This window comes from Klebsiella sp. X1-16S-Nf21 (assembly GCF_002837615.1).
Lineage (GTDB): Bacteria > Pseudomonadota > Gammaproteobacteria > Enterobacterales > Enterobacteriaceae > Klebsiella > Klebsiella variicola.
The window spans coordinates 1-16,851 of record NZ_PJDK01000096.1; the positions used below are offsets into that span (position 1 = coordinate 1).

10 protein-coding genes and 6 pseudogenes are annotated in these 16,851 nt (G+C 51.1%); 9 read left to right on the forward strand and 7 right to left on the reverse strand.

What is annotated here, in order from left to right; all coding sequences use genetic code 11:
- Positions 1-131 (reverse strand): annotated as a pseudogene (locus tag CW267_RS26920) (helix-turn-helix domain-containing protein); the annotation flags it as partial.
- Positions 132-388: 257 nt separating this feature from the next.
- Between CW267_RS26920 and CW267_RS26925 the strand changes: the two are divergent.
- The 3 genes and pseudogenes from CW267_RS26925 to CW267_RS26935 all read left to right on the forward strand — a co-directional run bounded on the left by CW267_RS26925 (position 389) and on the right by CW267_RS26935 (position 1,648).
- Positions 389-1,000 carry a DNA-binding protein gene (locus tag CW267_RS26925; protein WP_319826678.1) on the forward strand — a complete coding sequence of 204 codons (612 nt, stop codon included), beginning with the start codon at positions 389-391 and terminating at the stop codon, positions 998-1,000.
- A gap of 51 nt (positions 1,001-1,051) precedes the next feature.
- Positions 1,052-1,231, forward strand: a pseudogene (locus CW267_RS26930) (IS3 family transposase); the annotation flags it as partial.
- Positions 1,232-1,321: 90 nt separating this feature from the next.
- Complete coding sequence (locus tag CW267_RS26935; RefSeq protein WP_240615455.1) at positions 1,322-1,648, forward strand: transposase; 327 nt, start codon at positions 1,322-1,324, stop codon at positions 1,646-1,648.
- A gap of 600 nt (positions 1,649-2,248) precedes the next feature.
- Here the strand turns inward: CW267_RS26935 and CW267_RS26940 are convergent.
- Together CW267_RS26940 and CW267_RS26945 are read right to left on the reverse strand one after the other, a co-directional pair.
- Complete coding sequence (locus CW267_RS26940) at positions 2,249-3,661, reverse strand: amino acid permease (protein ID WP_100781717.1); 1,413 nt, start codon at positions 3,659-3,661, stop codon at positions 2,249-2,251.
- A gap of 551 nt (positions 3,662-4,212) precedes the next feature.
- Positions 4,213-5,115, reverse strand: coding sequence for a LysR substrate-binding domain-containing protein (locus tag CW267_RS26945; protein WP_100781716.1), 903 nt, complete (start codon positions 5,113-5,115; stop codon positions 4,213-4,215).
- Between the two features lie 403 nt (positions 5,116-5,518).
- On the opposite strand from CW267_RS26945, the gene CW267_RS26950 reads away from it, so the two are divergent.
- The 3 genes and pseudogenes from CW267_RS26950 to CW267_RS26960 all read left to right on the forward strand — a co-directional run.
- The gene (locus tag CW267_RS26950; protein WP_100781715.1) at positions 5,519-6,670 is read left to right on the forward strand and encodes a trans-sulfuration enzyme family protein; all 1,152 of its coding nucleotides are present in this window, start codon (positions 5,519-5,521) and stop codon (positions 6,668-6,670) included.
- A gap of 8 nt (positions 6,671-6,678) precedes the next feature.
- Complete coding sequence (locus CW267_RS26955) at positions 6,679-7,608, forward strand: DMT family transporter (RefSeq protein WP_164875718.1); 930 nt, start codon at positions 6,679-6,681, stop codon at positions 7,606-7,608.
- Between the two features lie 348 nt (positions 7,609-7,956).
- Positions 7,957-9,075, forward strand: a pseudogene (locus CW267_RS26960) (IS110 family transposase); the annotation flags it as partial.
- Between the two features lie 38 nt (positions 9,076-9,113).
- Here CW267_RS26960 and CW267_RS26965 read toward each other — a convergent pair.
- A pseudogene (locus tag CW267_RS26965) lies at positions 9,114-9,815 on the reverse strand (IS3 family transposase); the annotation flags it as partial.
- A 12-nt stretch (positions 9,816-9,827) separates the two neighbouring features.
- On the opposite strand from CW267_RS26965, the gene CW267_RS26970 reads away from it, so the two are divergent.
- Positions 9,828-10,568, forward strand: a complete 741-nt coding sequence (locus CW267_RS26970; protein ID WP_100781712.1) for a tyrosine-type recombinase/integrase — start codon at positions 9,828-9,830, stop codon at positions 10,566-10,568.
- 817 nt (positions 10,569-11,385) lie between these two features.
- On the opposite strand, the gene CW267_RS26975 is transcribed toward CW267_RS26970, so the two are convergent.
- Positions 11,386-12,396: a RepB family plasmid replication initiator protein gene (locus CW267_RS26975; protein ID WP_017900946.1), complete on the reverse strand. Its 1,011-nt coding sequence runs from the start codon at positions 12,394-12,396 to the stop codon at positions 11,386-11,388.
- Positions 12,397-13,136: 740 nt separating this feature from the next.
- On the opposite strand from CW267_RS26975, the gene sopA reads away from it, so the two are divergent.
- Positions 13,137-14,303 (forward strand): plasmid-partitioning protein SopA, encoded by a 1,167-nt coding sequence (gene sopA / locus CW267_RS26990; protein WP_100781710.1) that lies wholly within the window; start codon positions 13,137-13,139, stop codon positions 14,301-14,303.
- Complete coding sequence (locus tag CW267_RS26995) at positions 14,303-15,274, forward strand: ParB/RepB/Spo0J family plasmid partition protein (RefSeq protein WP_100781709.1); 972 nt, start codon at positions 14,303-14,305, stop codon at positions 15,272-15,274. Before sopA ends, CW267_RS26995 begins: the two co-directional genes overlap by 1 nt.
- 726 nt (positions 15,275-16,000) lie before the next feature.
- Here the strand turns inward: CW267_RS26995 and CW267_RS27010 are convergent.
- Together CW267_RS27010 and CW267_RS27015 are read right to left on the reverse strand one after the other, a co-directional pair.
- A pseudogene (locus tag CW267_RS27010) lies at positions 16,001-16,229 on the reverse strand (type II toxin-antitoxin system Phd/YefM family antitoxin).
- Between the two features lie 78 nt (positions 16,230-16,307).
- Positions 16,308-16,851 (reverse strand): annotated as a pseudogene (locus tag CW267_RS27015) (DUF4113 domain-containing protein); the annotation flags it as partial.

Here is a 16,851-nt window from a genome sequence, read left to right on the forward strand (position 1 = left end):
GGCGCTCTTGATAATTTGGCGGCAATGTCCCTGATACTGAGTTTTGCTACCAGCCCTCTGGATATCTCCTCTCTTTCATCAAGCGAAAGCGCTAATCGGTGCCGTTTTCGCACGGGAGGACGGTAGCTCCCGTCGGTCAACAACCATTAACTATATATATTATAGCACATTTATTTCAAATCCCCCCAAAAAATGCGCAGGAAATCGCCATGATCCGGAGCTTGCTTTTTTCGGATCTGACCGTGAAAGGGGAGAGACTGTTGTAGGTTCTGTATGTATGTATAATATGTATCAAGTGTATTGTATGTATGATATGTATTTTGTATATTGTATGTTTTTTACACCGGGTGTACGATGGTGCCATTCCCTGAGAAACCGGAGCCAGACCATGACCACCCTCTCCCCGGACACCGTCCGCCGCATTGAAGACGCCGCTGCTGCCCTGATCGCCGCCGGCAACCTGAACCCGACCAACGAGCAGGTCCGTCATCACCTCGGCGGTGGCTCTCTGTCCCATATCTCCCCGGTGATGCGCGCGTTCCGCGCCCGCCAGCGCGAGCAGGCCGCTGAACAGACCACGCCCCTGCCGCCGGAGCTGGCGCAGCTGCTGACCGGTCAGCTGGGGCTGCTGTGGCAGGCGGCCGTGAACCAGGCTGAAGCCGGGGCCCTGGCGGCGCGCGAGCAGGCTGACGCGGATATCGCGCAGGCCGATCGGGAGCGGGATGAGGCGCTGGCGAACGTGGCCACCCTGGAAAGCGAGCTGGCGGTGCTGCGGGAGGTGGTGGCCGAACGTGACCGCCTGCTGCAGGAGGTGCGCGAGCTGCGCGCGGAGGCGCTGCCGCTGCGTGAGCAGGTGGCCCGCCTGACCGCCACCGGCGAACACCTGGCGGCGCAGCTGCAGGACACGAAAGCGGAGCTGAAGGAATCCCGGGAGGACGGCCGTCAGCTTCAGGCCGAACTGCTGGCCCTGGCCCGCCAGGACGGGAAGGTGAAAAAATGAGACAGGAAACCACGTTTCGCATCCGGGCGTTTCGCCAGGCTCTGGAAAAGGCTGGCCGAATCGTTCTTCTGTTAAGTGAAAAAAGAACGCATCAGGAAGAGAATATACAAAACCCGGGATCTGGCCCGGGCGGATATCTTCGATTACATTGAAGTGTTCTGCAACCGGGCCCGGCGCCACAGTCACCTCGACGGCGTCAGTCCGGAGGCCTTCGAACAGGCCCCATCGTGAGAACAGAATTTGTCTAAGGGCGTGGGGTTAGTTCAGTGACCAGAAACAATGGCGCGCTATCTGCAGGCACAGTACAGGCACCGCTGGAAGGTGCACTTCGCGAAAAAGACCCGGGGTGCCTGGCCAAGCGTCAAATACCTGGGCCGGTACCTGAAGCGACCGCCGGTGTCGGCGGCGAAGCTCAGGCACTATAGCGGCGATGCAGTGATACACCATCACTACGACCACCGCACTCAGCAGTACTGCCAGCAGTCGCTGATCCAGGAAGAGATGCTCGGGCGCTATATCAGCCACGTACCGGCGAAGCATTTTAAGATGGTGCGTTACTACGGCTTTTTGTCCAACCGTAAACGGGGAGAGCTGCTGCCCAAGGTGTACGAAGCCCTCCAGACGGAGGCGCGGAAAATACCGGAGTAGCCGGGCTTCGCCGCGCTGATGAAGGCGTTCCTGCGCAAAGACCCGTCCAAATGCATCCTGTGCGGCAACCGGCTGCGCTTTACCGGCGCGCAGGCCGGCAGACATGCCACGGAATTAGTGGCCGAAAGGCTGCACTGAATCGACAGAAAGCGATGGCTTCTGGCACAGGCTGCGGGGTAAGTGCGTCTGAAAAACGGGATTCGGATTAAAATTGCGCCGAAAACAGCATTTTATTACCATAACATCCCCGACATAGCGACATTACCGCGCATCCTCCACCGATGTTCATGGTCAGGAAATTTTTAAAACACTTTTCCAGTTTCCTGACCATGAACAAGAACCTCACGAGCGTCTTTCATCAGGGCCCGAATCGATGACGATTCATCATGGCCGTTTATAGTACCGCAGTCTCTCCCCTTTATTTTTAACTGTAGTGCAGACAGAAACCATAAACACCGAGTGACATGCCGGGGAAGCCCCTATAGTACATCTTCGTACGGTTGGGCTTCAGACCCCTTATAGTAAGGCATCAGGTAATTCCTTGTTGCCCCAGCCTTCCCAGGCTTTCTTCGCTGGACCGCAAACAGGAGCCCCATCGCTTTACAGGCTCTGGTTTTGTTGTTGATATCCCGATGTTTTATTTTTAACCCAGAAAACACAGTAGCAGCAGGCGACGAACGGAACGCCAAAATACAATGCAACTCGTTGGGAAGGATCAAATGCAATACCGATGCACGCACACACGCACAGTACGATGGAGACAATCGGAACAACGGGAAAGGCTTTCACCTTATATTTGAGATCATCTACGCTGCCGCCATTAGCGATAAATTTCTTACGAAAAGCGAGGTGGCTGGCTGAAATACTTATCCAGACCAGTACCACCGCTAGTCCCGAGATTGAGACAAGTGCTAAATACACCGTATCGGGAGAGAGCACGCTGCTCAAAAGAGATGCGCCGGCGCCCAGCATGCTAAAAATAATGGCAAATACGGGCGCGCCTCTAGCGGTTAAACGCGAGAATGAAGCAGAAATATGCCCCTGATCGGAAAGGGTCCACAGCATACGCGAGGCAGCATATAGTCCAGAGTTGGCCGCTGACAACAACGCAGTGAGGATAACAAAGTTCATCACATCCGCCGAATAGGAAAACCCCGTTAGTTCAAACACCATCACAAAGGGGCTTTCGACCAACCCAGCTTTCTCTCGCGGCAGCAACGCCGCCAGAACAAAAATCGTGCCGATAAAGAATAGTACCAGCCGGTAGATCGTGGTTTTGATCGCTTTAGGTATCGACTTTTCCGGATGCTCTGCCTCGCCCGCCGTAATTCCGATAAGTTCCGTCCCCGAAAACGCAAATGCAACGGCTAACAATGCCGATAAGATCGATGCGGGGCTCGTCGGGAACAGGCCCTCACGAGTAAAATTCGACAGGCCGTACTGCATTGAACTGTCGTGATGAAACACGCCAACAATAACCAACCCGCCTACGCCGATGAAAACCATCACCGCAATAACTTTAACCAGCGACAGCCAAAACTCCGTTTCCGCAAACAGTCGCACCGAAACAATATTGCAGATCAGCACCGACGCTGCGAAGAGCAGACTCCAGATCCATACCGGAGACTCGGGAAACCAGCGCGTCATGAGAATACCGGCGGCGGTAAACTCGGAACCAATCGCCACCGTCCATGTTAGCCAATACAACCAACCAACAGTATATCCCGTTGCCGGGCCGATAAATTTTGCGGCATAGCTACTAAATGACCCGGTTTCCGGCATATGTACGGCAAGTTCCCCTAATGACATCATCACCAGATACACCATGACAGCGCCCAACGCATAAACCAGTAAAGCCCCTAATGGCCCCGCTTGATTAACCGTATATCCGGATGTCAGAAACAGGCCGGTTCCAATCACGCCCCCCAGGGCCAGCATGACAATATGACGAGTTTTCATTTCTTTTTTAAACGAATTATCACTATGCGACTTGCTTATTGTTGCAACTTCCATCAGGACACCTCGAAAAATAGTTTGCTTAAGCAATTAGAGTGTTGCCATTTTATATTTAAGGAACGTATTAACATTGTTAAATCATTAACTGCATTTATCGTTACCCTCATCATGAGCTCAACACGAGGCGGTTGCCGAGAAAGATATTTAGTTATAAATATATGATATTTACACCATGAGGTATAGTTCACCCATTCGGGCTGGCACGAAAATCCATTTCTTATATGCATTTAATTTTAGAAAATTAAAACAGTTTCCTCAGCTATATCCGCGCCTTCGATAACCCGAGAATCTAATGAATATCGTTATTCGCAAAGTGATTAATAACGGGGCTGAGGGTGTATTTTTTTAATGCCAGTCACAATATTCCACTCCTTGAGGTTGAACGAACTTACCGGCTGAATAACATATAACTATATGTTTTTTTGGTTATTTTATATTTCACGCCGGTATAGTTAAGGTCCCCTTATGCATCAGGCGGGGTTGCAGTGTATAAGATGTAAGCATCAGCAATCAGAATGAACGTGCTTTTGCATCACATGGAATGCTTATTACATTAAGGTACCTCCTGACGAATGCTTGACAAGCCACTCGGCAAAACGTCTGGCATAAGGATTGCTGAAACCGGTGGTCGGATAAATCAGATAAAAATCCTCCGTCCCTGGTAATTGCTGTTCGAAAGGGGCGACCAGAGAGCCTGATTTCAGTTGTTCTTCAACCAATGAAGAACGGCCCAGCGCTACGCCAAATCCCGACTCCACAAGATTAAGAACGCAGGCATAGGTGTCGAACTGCATGCCTCTGGAGGCATTAACTGTACGGCAATCGACATATTTCAACCATTCTCCCCACCCTTGTTCATAGCCCATAACGTGAATCAGATTATGCCGTTCGAGATCAGAAGTATTTTTTAGATCTAATGAGTTAAGCAGTTTCGGTGCGCAAACTGGAAAGAGTTTATCATGGGTCAGACGCACGAAATTGACACCCTGCCACTGGCCCTTCCCCCAGCGGATTTCTATATCGCCACTGATACCCTCCTCCCGCATCCAGATATCAGTATTGAACTGGATATTGATATCCGGATGTTCTTTATGGAACATACTCAGACGCCGGGCATTAAGCCAGTATGTGAAAAACGCGATGCTACCTTTGACCTTGATTTTTTTGCGATGCCCCTCGCCAAAAATCTCATTCGTGGCAACTTCTAAATGTTGAATGGATGCCTGCACAATGGTCAGGTACGCGAGACCTTCTTCCGTCAGTTCAATACGGCGCGCCAGCCGAATGAACAACTCTGATTTAAGGTGCGCCTCTAAGCTTCTGATATGCTGACTGACCGCACCTTGTGTCATATGGAGCTCTTCCGCGGCATGGGTAAAGCTCATGAGTCTTGCCGCTGATTCGAAAGAACGTAGCCAGTTTAGCGGGGGGAGTTTTCTTACGTTTTGCATCTCATTTCCTCGTACTTTCTCGGGCTCCAGATCGGCCAGGATCATGTGTAGACACGGAATCAATTCTGTTGTTGTAACATAGCCTCTCAGCCTATGTATTAATTTTTCGATGTCTTAGTGTCTTATTTTTTCTGTTTAATTATTTCTCATTTTAAGAGATTCTCTCAGCATCAGACCAACTGACAGGCTATAGAACTACTGGATAATTCTCAACTGGTTATACCATCTTACTTCAAGCTGTATCTTTGTTAGCTGAGATTATTTAACTCAACCACATCGTTATCTATGTTTCTGGAGATTCATGCGATTGCTGCCTCGAGGTAACTCGAATTATTTAGGATATGTATCCCAGCTTAAGATTGCGATAATAAAACAAACCAATTTATATATTATGGATGCCTGAATGAATAATTTCGATACGTTACTGGCGGGTTTAGATCACTATACGGATAGCATCACCGGAGGATTAGTTCCTTCAATCCATACCGGGGTTTCATCACGAACGATAATGAATGATGCTGCGATAAATTATATTCGCAGCGGTAATCCGACCACTCAACTGGCGGAGGATATTTTAACAAAAATGGAAGGGGGAGCTTCTGCTGCGGCATTTAACTCCGGTGTTTCAGCTGCGTGGGCACTTTTATTAACCCTTAAGCCACATGATACCATTATCGTCGAAAAAGATTGCTACTATGAATTTTTCAAAATCATGAGCGATTTTTGTCACCAACAGCAAATTACCATCATTTTTATTGATCTATCGGATTATGACGCCTTGGAAACGGCATTAGCCGGCAGAGATATCGAGTTTGTTTGGGCGGAAACCGCCACTAATCCATTATGGAAGATTGTCGATATTGCCAGAGTCGCCCACCTTGCCCGACGCTACGCATCGCGATTAATCGTCGACTCTACGGTCTCAACCCCGCTTGCGGTACAGCCTTTGGCGCTCGGCGCAGATATGGTCCTGCATTCCGCGACAAAATATTTGAACGGCCACGGAGACCTGACTGCCGGCTTTCTGGTGTGCAAAGAAAACGATCGTTGGTGGCAGCAGATATTAAATTTCAGAACCAGCGCCGGACTGATTCTTCAGCCTATGGAGGCATGGCTGCTGGTTCGTGGGATGCGGACCCTGGCGTTACGGTACGGTAAAGCCAGTGCGAATGCGCAACAACTGGCAAACTGGATGCTAAAGCAAAGTGCGGTTATCGAAGTCTTCTATCCCGGAATAACCGCCGATGACAGCAGCGAACTGGCCAGAGTGCAGATGAATAATCTCTATGGTGCGATGCTGTCGTTTCGAATGAAAGACGGCGCCGCGGCCGCAAGAAGATTACCTAAACTTACACGGGTATTCAGAAACTCAACCTCGCTGGGCTCGACAGAAAGTCTGATTGAATACCGAAAAGATACCGAAGGAAAGGAGTCATCCTGTCCGGACGATCTAGTCCGACTTTCGGTCGGCATTGAAAATGGAATGGATTTGATCGATGACCTAGGACAAGCGTTTGCTGCCTTGCGCACATTAAAAATAGAGTCGACATCATGAGTGGGATAATGAATAAAGATATACCGCCGATAGCAACGCGCAAAAAGCGGTATCGGGGATATGGCCTATGGCTGATGCTGACGCTGATGGTTGTATTATGGGGATTAAGTTGGCCAGCGATGAAAATCGCGCTCCATGATATACCGCCACTGTGGCTAGGGACTCTGCGATTCTTCACCGCCGGACTCTGTCTGTTTATCATCGTCGGGTGTAAAAAGCAATTGGCCATCCCGTCGAGGAAAGATTTACCAATAGTTATAAGCGTCGGCGGCCTTCAGATGCTCGCCTTTACCGCGCTGGGTCTGGTCGCAATGCAATATACCGACGTTAGTCGGGCTGCATTACTGGCCTATACAACGCCCTTGTGGGGAGTCCTCTTCGCTTGGTTAATAAATAAATCTTTGCCCCAAAAAAAGCAGTTGGTCGCTTTGTGCATCGGGATTGTCGGCATTGCCATCATCTGCTCTCCGCTGGAGATTGACTGGTCTCAGCAAGGGATGGTAAAGGGCAATCTGTTCCTGCTGCTGGCGGCGCTCTGCTGGTCTGTAGTGATTTTTCACGTTAAAAAGCATCAATGGCATCTGTCTCCGCTGGCGTTGGCGCCCTGGCAAATGTTATTTGCGACAATACCGATGCTGTTACTTGCCGTGAAATATGAAGGATGGCCTCGCGAGATCCACTGGAGTCCGCTTCTTTGCGCATTAATTTTTTTTATCGGACCAATTGCAACCTCAGTTTGCTTCGTGATCTCGACGGCATGTGGTCGAAAAGTATCCAGTTTCACAATGTCAAATTTCACGTTGGGCGTCCCGGTGATCGGCGTTATTTCATCGGTCTTTTTCCTCGGTAGTCATCTTACCTTTGTCTTTTTGAGCGGTTTAATCTTGGTGTTTTCCGGGGCCGTGATGGCGATAGCTTTTTCATTTCGGGATGCTTAGTTGGGCTCGCCTTGCCGCAATGAGGTTATGCGCGAAAGCGCATGGGGGGCGACTCCGCAGCGAAACGAGAACGGTCCGGGAGCTGAACGGCGAGAGCTGTATCAATCTTGAGGAAGCACGTTACTTTATTCGTACCCCTTATACTAGGGGTGTTAGCCAGCCAGACCCGGCATGATTACTGCCCCCAGTCGTCCATGATCCGGGGGGTGATGTCACCGGGTCTGGTGGGGCGCTGGTAACCGCTAATAGGGGTCAGGCCAGGCATTTTTGCCGGGGCCGTCTGTAACGTGGATGCCGGTACCTGCTCCCCGAGGTTATCTGGTTAAGCCGTTTAAACAGGGAGACAGAATGACCGAATCCAGTGATTACGAATCAGTCCAGGTCTTTATTGGCGTGGATGTCGGTAAAGATACCCATCACGCCGTTGCCGTTAATCGTTCAGGTAAACGATTGTTCGATAAAGCATTACCCAACGACGAAATCAAACTCAGAGCACTGATATCTGATCTGAAACAACATGGTCAGATACTGCTGGTCGTTGACCAGCCTGCCCCCATCGGTGCGTTACCTGTCGCCGTTGCCCGCTCTGAAGGCGTCCTTGTCGGATACCTTCCTGGACTGGCAATGCGCCGTATCGCCGACTTACACGCCGGTGAAGCCAAAACCGATGCCCGCGACGCAGCCATCATCGCCGAAGCTGCCCGAACTCTGCCTCACGCGCTACGCACGCTGAAGGGGGCTGACGAGCACATCGCCGAGCTCTCCATGCTCTGCGGCTTCGATGATGATCTTGCCGCGCAGACCACGCAGGCCAGCAACCGTATCCGTGGTCTGTTGACCCAGATACATCCGGCTCTGGAGCGCGTTCTCGGACCGAGACTGGATCACCCGGCCGTACTCGATCTGCTCCAGCGATATCCCTCGCCCGAAAAACTCGCTTCGCTGGGAGAGAAAAAACTGGCAACCCAACTCAACAAACTCGCGCCCCGTCTGGGAAAGAGCCTTGCTGCTGACATCAGCCAGGCACTGACCGAGCAAACCGTCGTCGTTCCTGGCACGAATGCTGCTGTCACCGTCCTCCCACGCCTGGCACTCCAGCTCATCACACTGCGTAAGCAAAGAGACGAGGTGGCCCTTGAGGTAGAGCAAAGGGTACTCGCCTACCCTCTTTACCCGGTCCTGACCAGCATGCCCGGAGTCGGTGTCAGGACCGCAGCCAGACTCCTCACAGAGGTCGCCTGTCGCGCCTTCGCCTCCGCCGCACATCTCGCTGCTTATGCTGGCCTTGCGCCGGTAACCCGGCGCTCCGGTTCGTCGATACGTGGCGAACACCCGTCAAGACGGGGCAATAAAACCCTCAAGCGGGCTCTGTTCCTGTCGGCCTTCGCTGCGCTCAGGGATCCAATATCCAGGGCTTACTACACACGCAAAATGAGCCAGGGGAAACGACACAACCAGGCGCTTATCGGTAATCCCCCCATTTTTAACGGAGGCTATAAGTAGAATCAGGTCATGCGTTGAATATGCTGCATCAGCGTGAAGCCATTCAGTGCCATATTCGGACGTTCATGATTATAAAACCATTGCCACTGCGTGGCATAGTCCTGCAATTCATCCAGTGATGTAAACAGGTGCTGCCCTAGCCAGTCATAACGCACTGTCCGGTTGTATCGCTCAATATAGGCATTCTGCTAAGGTTTGCCGGGTTGAATAAAACGCAGAGTGATATTCTGCTGAGCTGCCCATGACATCAATAGCTTGCCGGTATATTCCGGCCCATTATCGCATCGTATTGCTGCCGGTTTACCTTTCCATTCAATGAGTTGTTCCAGTGTCCTCACCACACGATTTGCCGGGAGAGAAAAATCCACCTCAATGGCCAGCGCCTCACGATTAAAGTCATCAATAATGTTTAGCAACCTGACTGAACGGCCATCCGATAGCTGATCATGCATGAAGTCCATTGACCAGCATTCATTGCTGTTTTCAGGCACCGCCAGCGGTTCGGGCTTATCCCGTTTTAGACGTTTTTTCGGCTTGATTCGCATGTTCAGCGACAGTTCGCAGTAAATCCGGTACACCCTTTTATGATTGAACCGGAAGCCTTTTACGTTACGCAGGTACAAAAAGCACAGGCCAAATCCCCAGTTGCATTGACTGTCAGTGATACGCAGCAGCCAGTCAGTAATAGCTTCATTTTCCTCATTGAAAAATAACTCATGAACAGCATCATTCCCCTGCAGAATTCACCAGATCGCGTCTCCCTGCTGCCGATCGCCCCGGGCTTTGATTTTGCGACCGCGGTGGCACTCCGGCGGATGGCCACCTCAACAGGTGCCGCGCCGGCTTACCTCCTGGCGCCGGAAGTGAACGCCCTCCTCTGGTATATGCCGGACCAGCGTCACCACATGTTGTTCGCCACCATGTGGAATACCGGGATCCGTATCGGTGAAGTCCGGACGCTCACCCCGGAATCCTTCGACCTGGATGGTCTGCGCCCTTTTGTTAGGGTGCTTTCGGAGAAAGTGTGGGCGCGCCGCGGGCGGCCGCCAAAAGATGAAGTGCGCCTGGTGCCGCTGACGGATGGCAGTTTTGTGCGTCAGATGGAAAGCTGGATGGTCACCACCCGCCCCCGCCGGCGGGAGCCGTTATGGCCGGTCACGGATGAGACAATGCGCAACTGGCTGAAACAGGCGGTGAAGCGGGCTGAAGCTGACGGCGTGCATTTTTCGATCGCCGTGACGCCGCATACCTTCCGGCACAGCTATATCATGCACATGCTTTATCACCGGCAGCCCAGGAAGGTCATCCAGGCGCTGGCCGGGCATAAGGATCCGCGCTCGATGGAAGTCTATACCCGGGTATTTGCGCTGGACATGGCTGCCACCCTGGCCGTTCCTTTTACCGGTGACGGTCGAGATGCCGCGGAGATCCTTCGCTCCCTGCCACCGGCCGGCTGAGATTGTCGGGCAGGCGGCCGGGGCTTTGCCACTTAGTGAAGGAGATAAAGACAAACGCATTCCAGACGAGGCAGAGTCAGTCGCTTCTGAGTCTCTCACCGTGCCGGCCGCAGAAGCGTTACGCTTATCCAGTATGACCCGGGCATCATTCCGTCCGGGTCTGGAGAGAAATATTCATACCGCATCCCGTGTCCCCTCACCTTCTCATTGCACCATGACATCATTCGTATTAAGGAGCCCCGGTCCTCTGGTGACCAGCTGACATCTTCATACCGCAGACAATAAAACTTACTGCGATCCGGATATCAGCAGGTTACAGGGGATATACCTGAGGGCCTTTCCAACCGGGTAAGCCAGGTCGTTATTCAGTATATCGTCGGTGACTGCGTCCCGGGCCATTTCTGACAGCCATCAGGTTTCCTCTTCATGATTGCAGATATCAGTGCGAAGCTGGCTGAGGGTACGACAGGATTAACGAACTTCGGAGGACTGGTTTTAGCAGCTCTTGCATGGCAATGCCGGAATCAACGCTCTGCTGAGTGGTTTCATTCAGTGCGCACCGGGGATTTACTGAAATATTGACTGTGGGGTGCAGTCACGTGGAGAGCTCTCAATTGGTCGGCTAACACCCTCGTCAAACTTGCATGCTGCAGTCAATATCAGCATATTCTGGCCATAAATGACATACCGCAGTCAATATTGTCCGATCTTTACCTGCAGGAAGGAGAGCGAATATTGACTGTAGTATGCGTGATGCACCTCACAGTCAATAACTAATTGCGTATGCATACGGCAGTCATGGTAATGCATATCGCAGTCAATTTTCCGGCTTCATCGCCGATAGCGCTTCAGCAAGTTTCTGCGGATCGATGCCTGCAGCCTTCAGTGCCTTGATGACTTCGTCATAATTCTGCTCCGGCGCCTTCTCTTCTTCCTCCTTGCGCGGTACCTTCACCGTCCCGCTGATGAGTTTGGGATTGCGATAATGAACGCTAAAGTAAGTCGCCCGGCCACGTTTAAACTCGGTGTAATCCAGATAGCCGATATCCCGAAGTTGCTCCATAGCCTTTCGGACCGTGTGGTTCTGCGTATAGACATTTGAGGTAAGATTCAGCCGGTCCCGCATACGTTTCATGGAGATAGGTGCGGGATTCTGGGGAAGGCTCTCGATGTAGGTATACAGCGCCTGGGCAGATTCCTTCCGCTGCAGGGCGTCAATGGCTTTCAGCCGAAGCAGGACCCGCCTGTCCATATGGTAAAGCTCAAAGAGCTTGGGTTCAGCCTTGATCTCCACGATATCCTCGTTGATGTCATAATAGGCTGACTGCACCAGATGGGTGGTCCATCCTTTGGTCTCGCTCTGGAACTTCAGGGTAACCGAGGCGAGTTTAAACAGGGAATTGCTGATGCGATCCCGCATTTTCTTGTTTGAGCGCCGTGAGTCAAATCCACACATCTTAACGAATTCAACGAACGACAGTTCCAGGGTGTCACTTTTTACCCCATACTCAGACATCGAGCGAATGATCCCGAGCCAGACTTTAAAATCCGTGTCCATATCAAGACGCGAACCGGTGATCTTAACGTCGGTGTACCCTTCGCTTTTGGCAATGGACAGCTGTACGAGCTCCTCAGTGGCATCTGTGACGTTTTTACGGTTTGCCTTACTCCTGGAGGTTGATTTCAGGGTTGGAACGAAGAGACCGAGCCTCATGAGCGCTACCGGCTGCACAGTACTGGTACTGTTGACATCCAGCTTAACAACTTCGCCGGTTGTCTTGTCCACTTCCTGAAGATTGAGAGGTAAGCTGTTATTTTCGCTCGTCATCTTGATCCTCAACGGTTATCCACAAAAGAATATTGTTATACGTATCGCAGTCAACGGATATACATACCTCAGTAAATACCGTTGCATATCACAGTATTAAATTTCGCATACAGCAGTCAACTTTTTACATTCCGCAGTCGATCCAGTATGACGTTCAGGCCAGTTACAGCGCCTGCTGCAGCGATCCGGGGATCTCTTTAGGATCTAAATATGATCTCTTTGGGATCAATTACTGGATCGAAGCAATAAATAACGTTAATCCCCAGCCAGATCTACCCCACCACATTCAGGGTTCTGCAAGGGTAATCTGAATGCCGCATGAGTAACTCTCCCTGATTTAACATTAAATATTGACTGCGATATGTAGAATCTTCTTTTGTTGTTGACCAGCCCTCGGCTTTTAGTTTCATACCATAGTCAATTTTTCACATATCACAGTCAACTTCATGAAGATAGACTAATCCGGAGAAGTATCCGGCATCGTAGCGTTCGTGCTTTGTGCAGTCTCTGTGCTTTTCCACTTCCTCGCCGCGTTCTCACTGCGTGAGATCGCTTACTGCGGCGAGCGGCAGTGAGAAATATTGACTGCGGTATGTGATTTAGCCTCTCTTCTCCGGTTTACTGCTTTCATTACAGTCAGCTTTGCAATTTTCAGATGACTTTGCGATTTTATTGTTGCTTTGCAAATAATTCCAAGATGTAATAAAATGATGCAAAGCGATGATTAAAGGATGCTCAGAATGGGACTGATGGATACACTTAACCAGTGCATTACTGCTGGACATGAGATGACGAAGGCTATTGCCATTGCGCAGTTTAATGACGACAGTCCGGAAGCAAGGAAGATCACCCGCCGCTGGAGAATTGGTGAAGCGGCGGATCTGGTTGGCGTTTCTTCTCAGGCAATCAGGGATGCAGAGAAAGCCGGCCGGTTACCTCACCCTGATATGGAAACCCGTGGCAGAGTTGAACAACGTGTTGGTTATACCATCGAACAAATCAATCATATGCGGGATGTGTTCGGTACCCGACTGCGGCGTGCAGAAGATGCTTTCCCTCCGGTGATCGGGGTTGCCGCTCATAAAGGGGGGGTTTACAAAACCTCCGTTTCTGTTCACCTGGCTCAGGACCTAGCCCTGAAAGGACTCCGTGTTCTTCTCGTTGAAGGCAATGACCCACAGGGAACGGCTTCTATGTATCACGGATGGGTGCCCGATCTTCATATTCATGCTGAGGACACTCTCCTGCCCTTTTATCTTGGGGAAAAGGATGATGCCAGCTACGCTATAAAGCCCACCTGCTGGCCTGGCCTTGATATCATCCCGTCCTGTCTGGCACTGCACCGCATTGAAACTGAGCTGATGGGGAAATTTGACGAAGGCAAATTACCTGCTGACCCGCACCTGATGCTCCGTCTGGCCATTGAAACGGTCGCTCATGATTATGACGTGATTGTTATCGACAGTGCACCCAACCTTGGTATCGGTACGATAAATGTTGTATGCGCTGCTGATATATTGATTGTCCCTACTCCGGCAGAGCTGTTCGACTACACCTCCGCACTGCAGTTTTTCGATATGCTTCGTGACCTGCTTAAGAACGTGGATCTTAAAGGCTTCGAGCCAGATGTCCGTATTCTGCTTACCAAATACAGTAATAATAACGGCTCGCAGTCCCCGTGGATGGAAGAACAAATTCGGGATGCCTGGGGAAGCATGGTCCTTAAAAATGTTGTGCGCGAAACGGATGAAGTCGGTAAAGGTCAGATCCGTATGAGAACCGTTTTTGAACAGGCTATTGATCAACGTTCGTCAACAGGTGCCTGGCGTAATGCCCTCTCTATCTGGGAGCCTGTTTGCAATGAGATTTTTGATCGTCTGATTAAACCACGCTGGGAGATTAGATAATGAAGCGTGCCCCTGTCATTCCAAGACATACTACACATACTCAATCGACTGAAGATACCTCATCACCGGCGCCGGCTGCGCCGATGGTGGATTCATTAATTGCGCGCGTGGGTGCTATGGCCCGCGGTAATGCCATCTCTCTTCCGGTATGTGGACGGGAAGTAAAATTTACCCTTGAAGTGCTCCGGGGAGACTCTGTTGAGAGCGCTTCACGCGTATGGTCAGGCAATGAGCGCGATCAGGAACTACTTACCGAAGATGCTCTGGATGATCTCATTCCTTCATTTTTACTGACTGGTCAGCAGACTCCAGCTTTCGGCCGCCGGGTTTCCGATGTCATTGAAATTGCAGACGGCAGCCGTCGCCGTAAAGCCGCAATCCTGACGGAAAGTGATTATCGCATTCTGGTTGGTGAACTGGACGATGAGCAGATGGCAGCATTGTCCCGACTGGGTAACGATTATCGGCCGACGAGTGCTTATGAACGTGGTCTGCGTTATACAAGCCGGCTGCAGAATGAGTTTGCTGGAAATATTTCTGCACTTGCCGATGCGGAAAACATCTCTCGTAAGATCATTACCCGCTGTATCAATACGGCCAAACTGCCTAAATCCGTTGTTGCCCTGTTTACACATCCTGGAGAACTGTCTGCCCGGTCAGGTGAAGCCCTTCAGAAGGCTTTTGCAGATAAAGAAGAATTACTGAAGCAGCAGGCTGAGACTCTCCACGATCAGAAGAAAGCGGGACTAATCTTCGAAGCTGAAGAGGTCATTAGTCTTTTAACATCCGTACTGAAACAATCTTCCGCATCAAGAGTTAATCTGAGCTCACGTCATCAGTTTGCTCCAGGGGCAACAGCATTGTACAAGGGCGATAAAATGGTGCTTAACCTGGATAGGTCCCGCATTCCTGCGGAGTGTATAGAAAAAATAGAAGCCATTCTTAAGGAGCTTGAGAAACTAGGAGTCTGATGCGGACACGCTTTAGTCTACGGTTATCTCCCTTTACTTCATTTCCTTTCTCACAGGCCAGAAAAAATAACTGGCCTGAATACTCTCTCTGGGACCACGGTCCCACCTGTATTATCGATTAGGTTTCAGCCTGGGACCACGGTCCCACCTGCATCGTCGATTAGGCTTCCAGCCTGGGACCACGGTCCCACCTGCATCGTCGATTAGGCTTCCAGCCTGGGACCACGGTCCCACCTGCATCGTCGTTTAGGTTTTCAGCCTGGGACCACGGTCCCACCTGCATCGTCGTTTAGGTTTCAGCCTGGGACCACGGTCCCACCTGCATCGTCGTTTAGGTTTTCAGCCTGGGACCACGGTCCCACCTGCATCGTCGTTACATTATTAGTTTGGGACCGCAGTTCCATCAATGCCTTTCACGAACAGGTATTGGCATGGCACCGGTGACCCGTTGAGCGGAGTAATCACGCAGCAGGACTGCTATTACAGGCAATGGTGAAAGCCCTGTTGGGAAATGAACGAAGCATGCATGTTGAGTGAAATCTGCAAAATTTCGCAGGGTATGCGGCTTAATTTTAAATTTCCGCCAGCATTTTTAAAGCCAGTTGCCGCCGCTGCGCGTAGGCCGGTCCTTCGTTCGGCCGGTAACCAGTTCCGGCCGTTTTTACGACCCTGGGATCATCTCGTCAGCAGTGTCTCCACTGTGATGTCGTTTGTCGCGTTGTCCGATCACAAAATATACTGGTTTTGACGTTCTGTTATCAATTGCGCCAGGTCTTTTTCGTCCAGCAGATCGAGCATTTTTTCATACAGAACCGCGGGCACACAATAAAAAAACAGGCCGGTTGCTGTCAATAATAGCGACCGGGTAGCCGCAGCCGGCACCGGCGCTGGCCACCGGATCGTTTTTAAGTTCGCTGACGCTGGCAGTTACATCGCACAGAATGATATTTGTCATGGTTCCCCCTTGAGACAAGTCATCTGCATGATCGGTAAAGTATGATCTGGCGGCAAGTTCCGTCTGTCATTTCGCCGGTCAGAAACGGTCAACTGGCAGCTCCTTCCTGCGGGTGGTATATGCCGATGAAAGCATCTCTCGTTTCATCTGCCATTCCGGGGCAATTCCTCTACCGGCAAACCATACTTTACCCAGCCCTGAGTTGTTGATCCCGTCCAGAACCATCATCAGCTCAGCACTGTGAGGCCGTGGCGGGCGTTCGTCGAACAGCTGCAGCTGCGAAACGCCAGACCCGGTGAAATCATTCAGCATAACTCCGGCTTTGGCATACCGGTGCCCATCCTTCCAGATACGCTCCAGAGCCGTTGTGGCGCAGCAATGATGTCCCTGGTGTCCTGAGTGGGTGTAAGCAGTTTTTCCGTGGCCACGTTGCCGTAGTAAGGCTCTTTAACGGCGAACGGAGATGTTTTGATGGAAACGGAAATATGCAGGCAATACTGGTGCGTACGGTGGTCGTAATAGTGGTGCACCACCGCGCCGCCGCTGTAGTGCCGGAGCTTCGCCGCCGACACCGGTGGGCGCTTCAGGTACCGGCCGAGGTATTTGACGCTTTTCCAGGCGC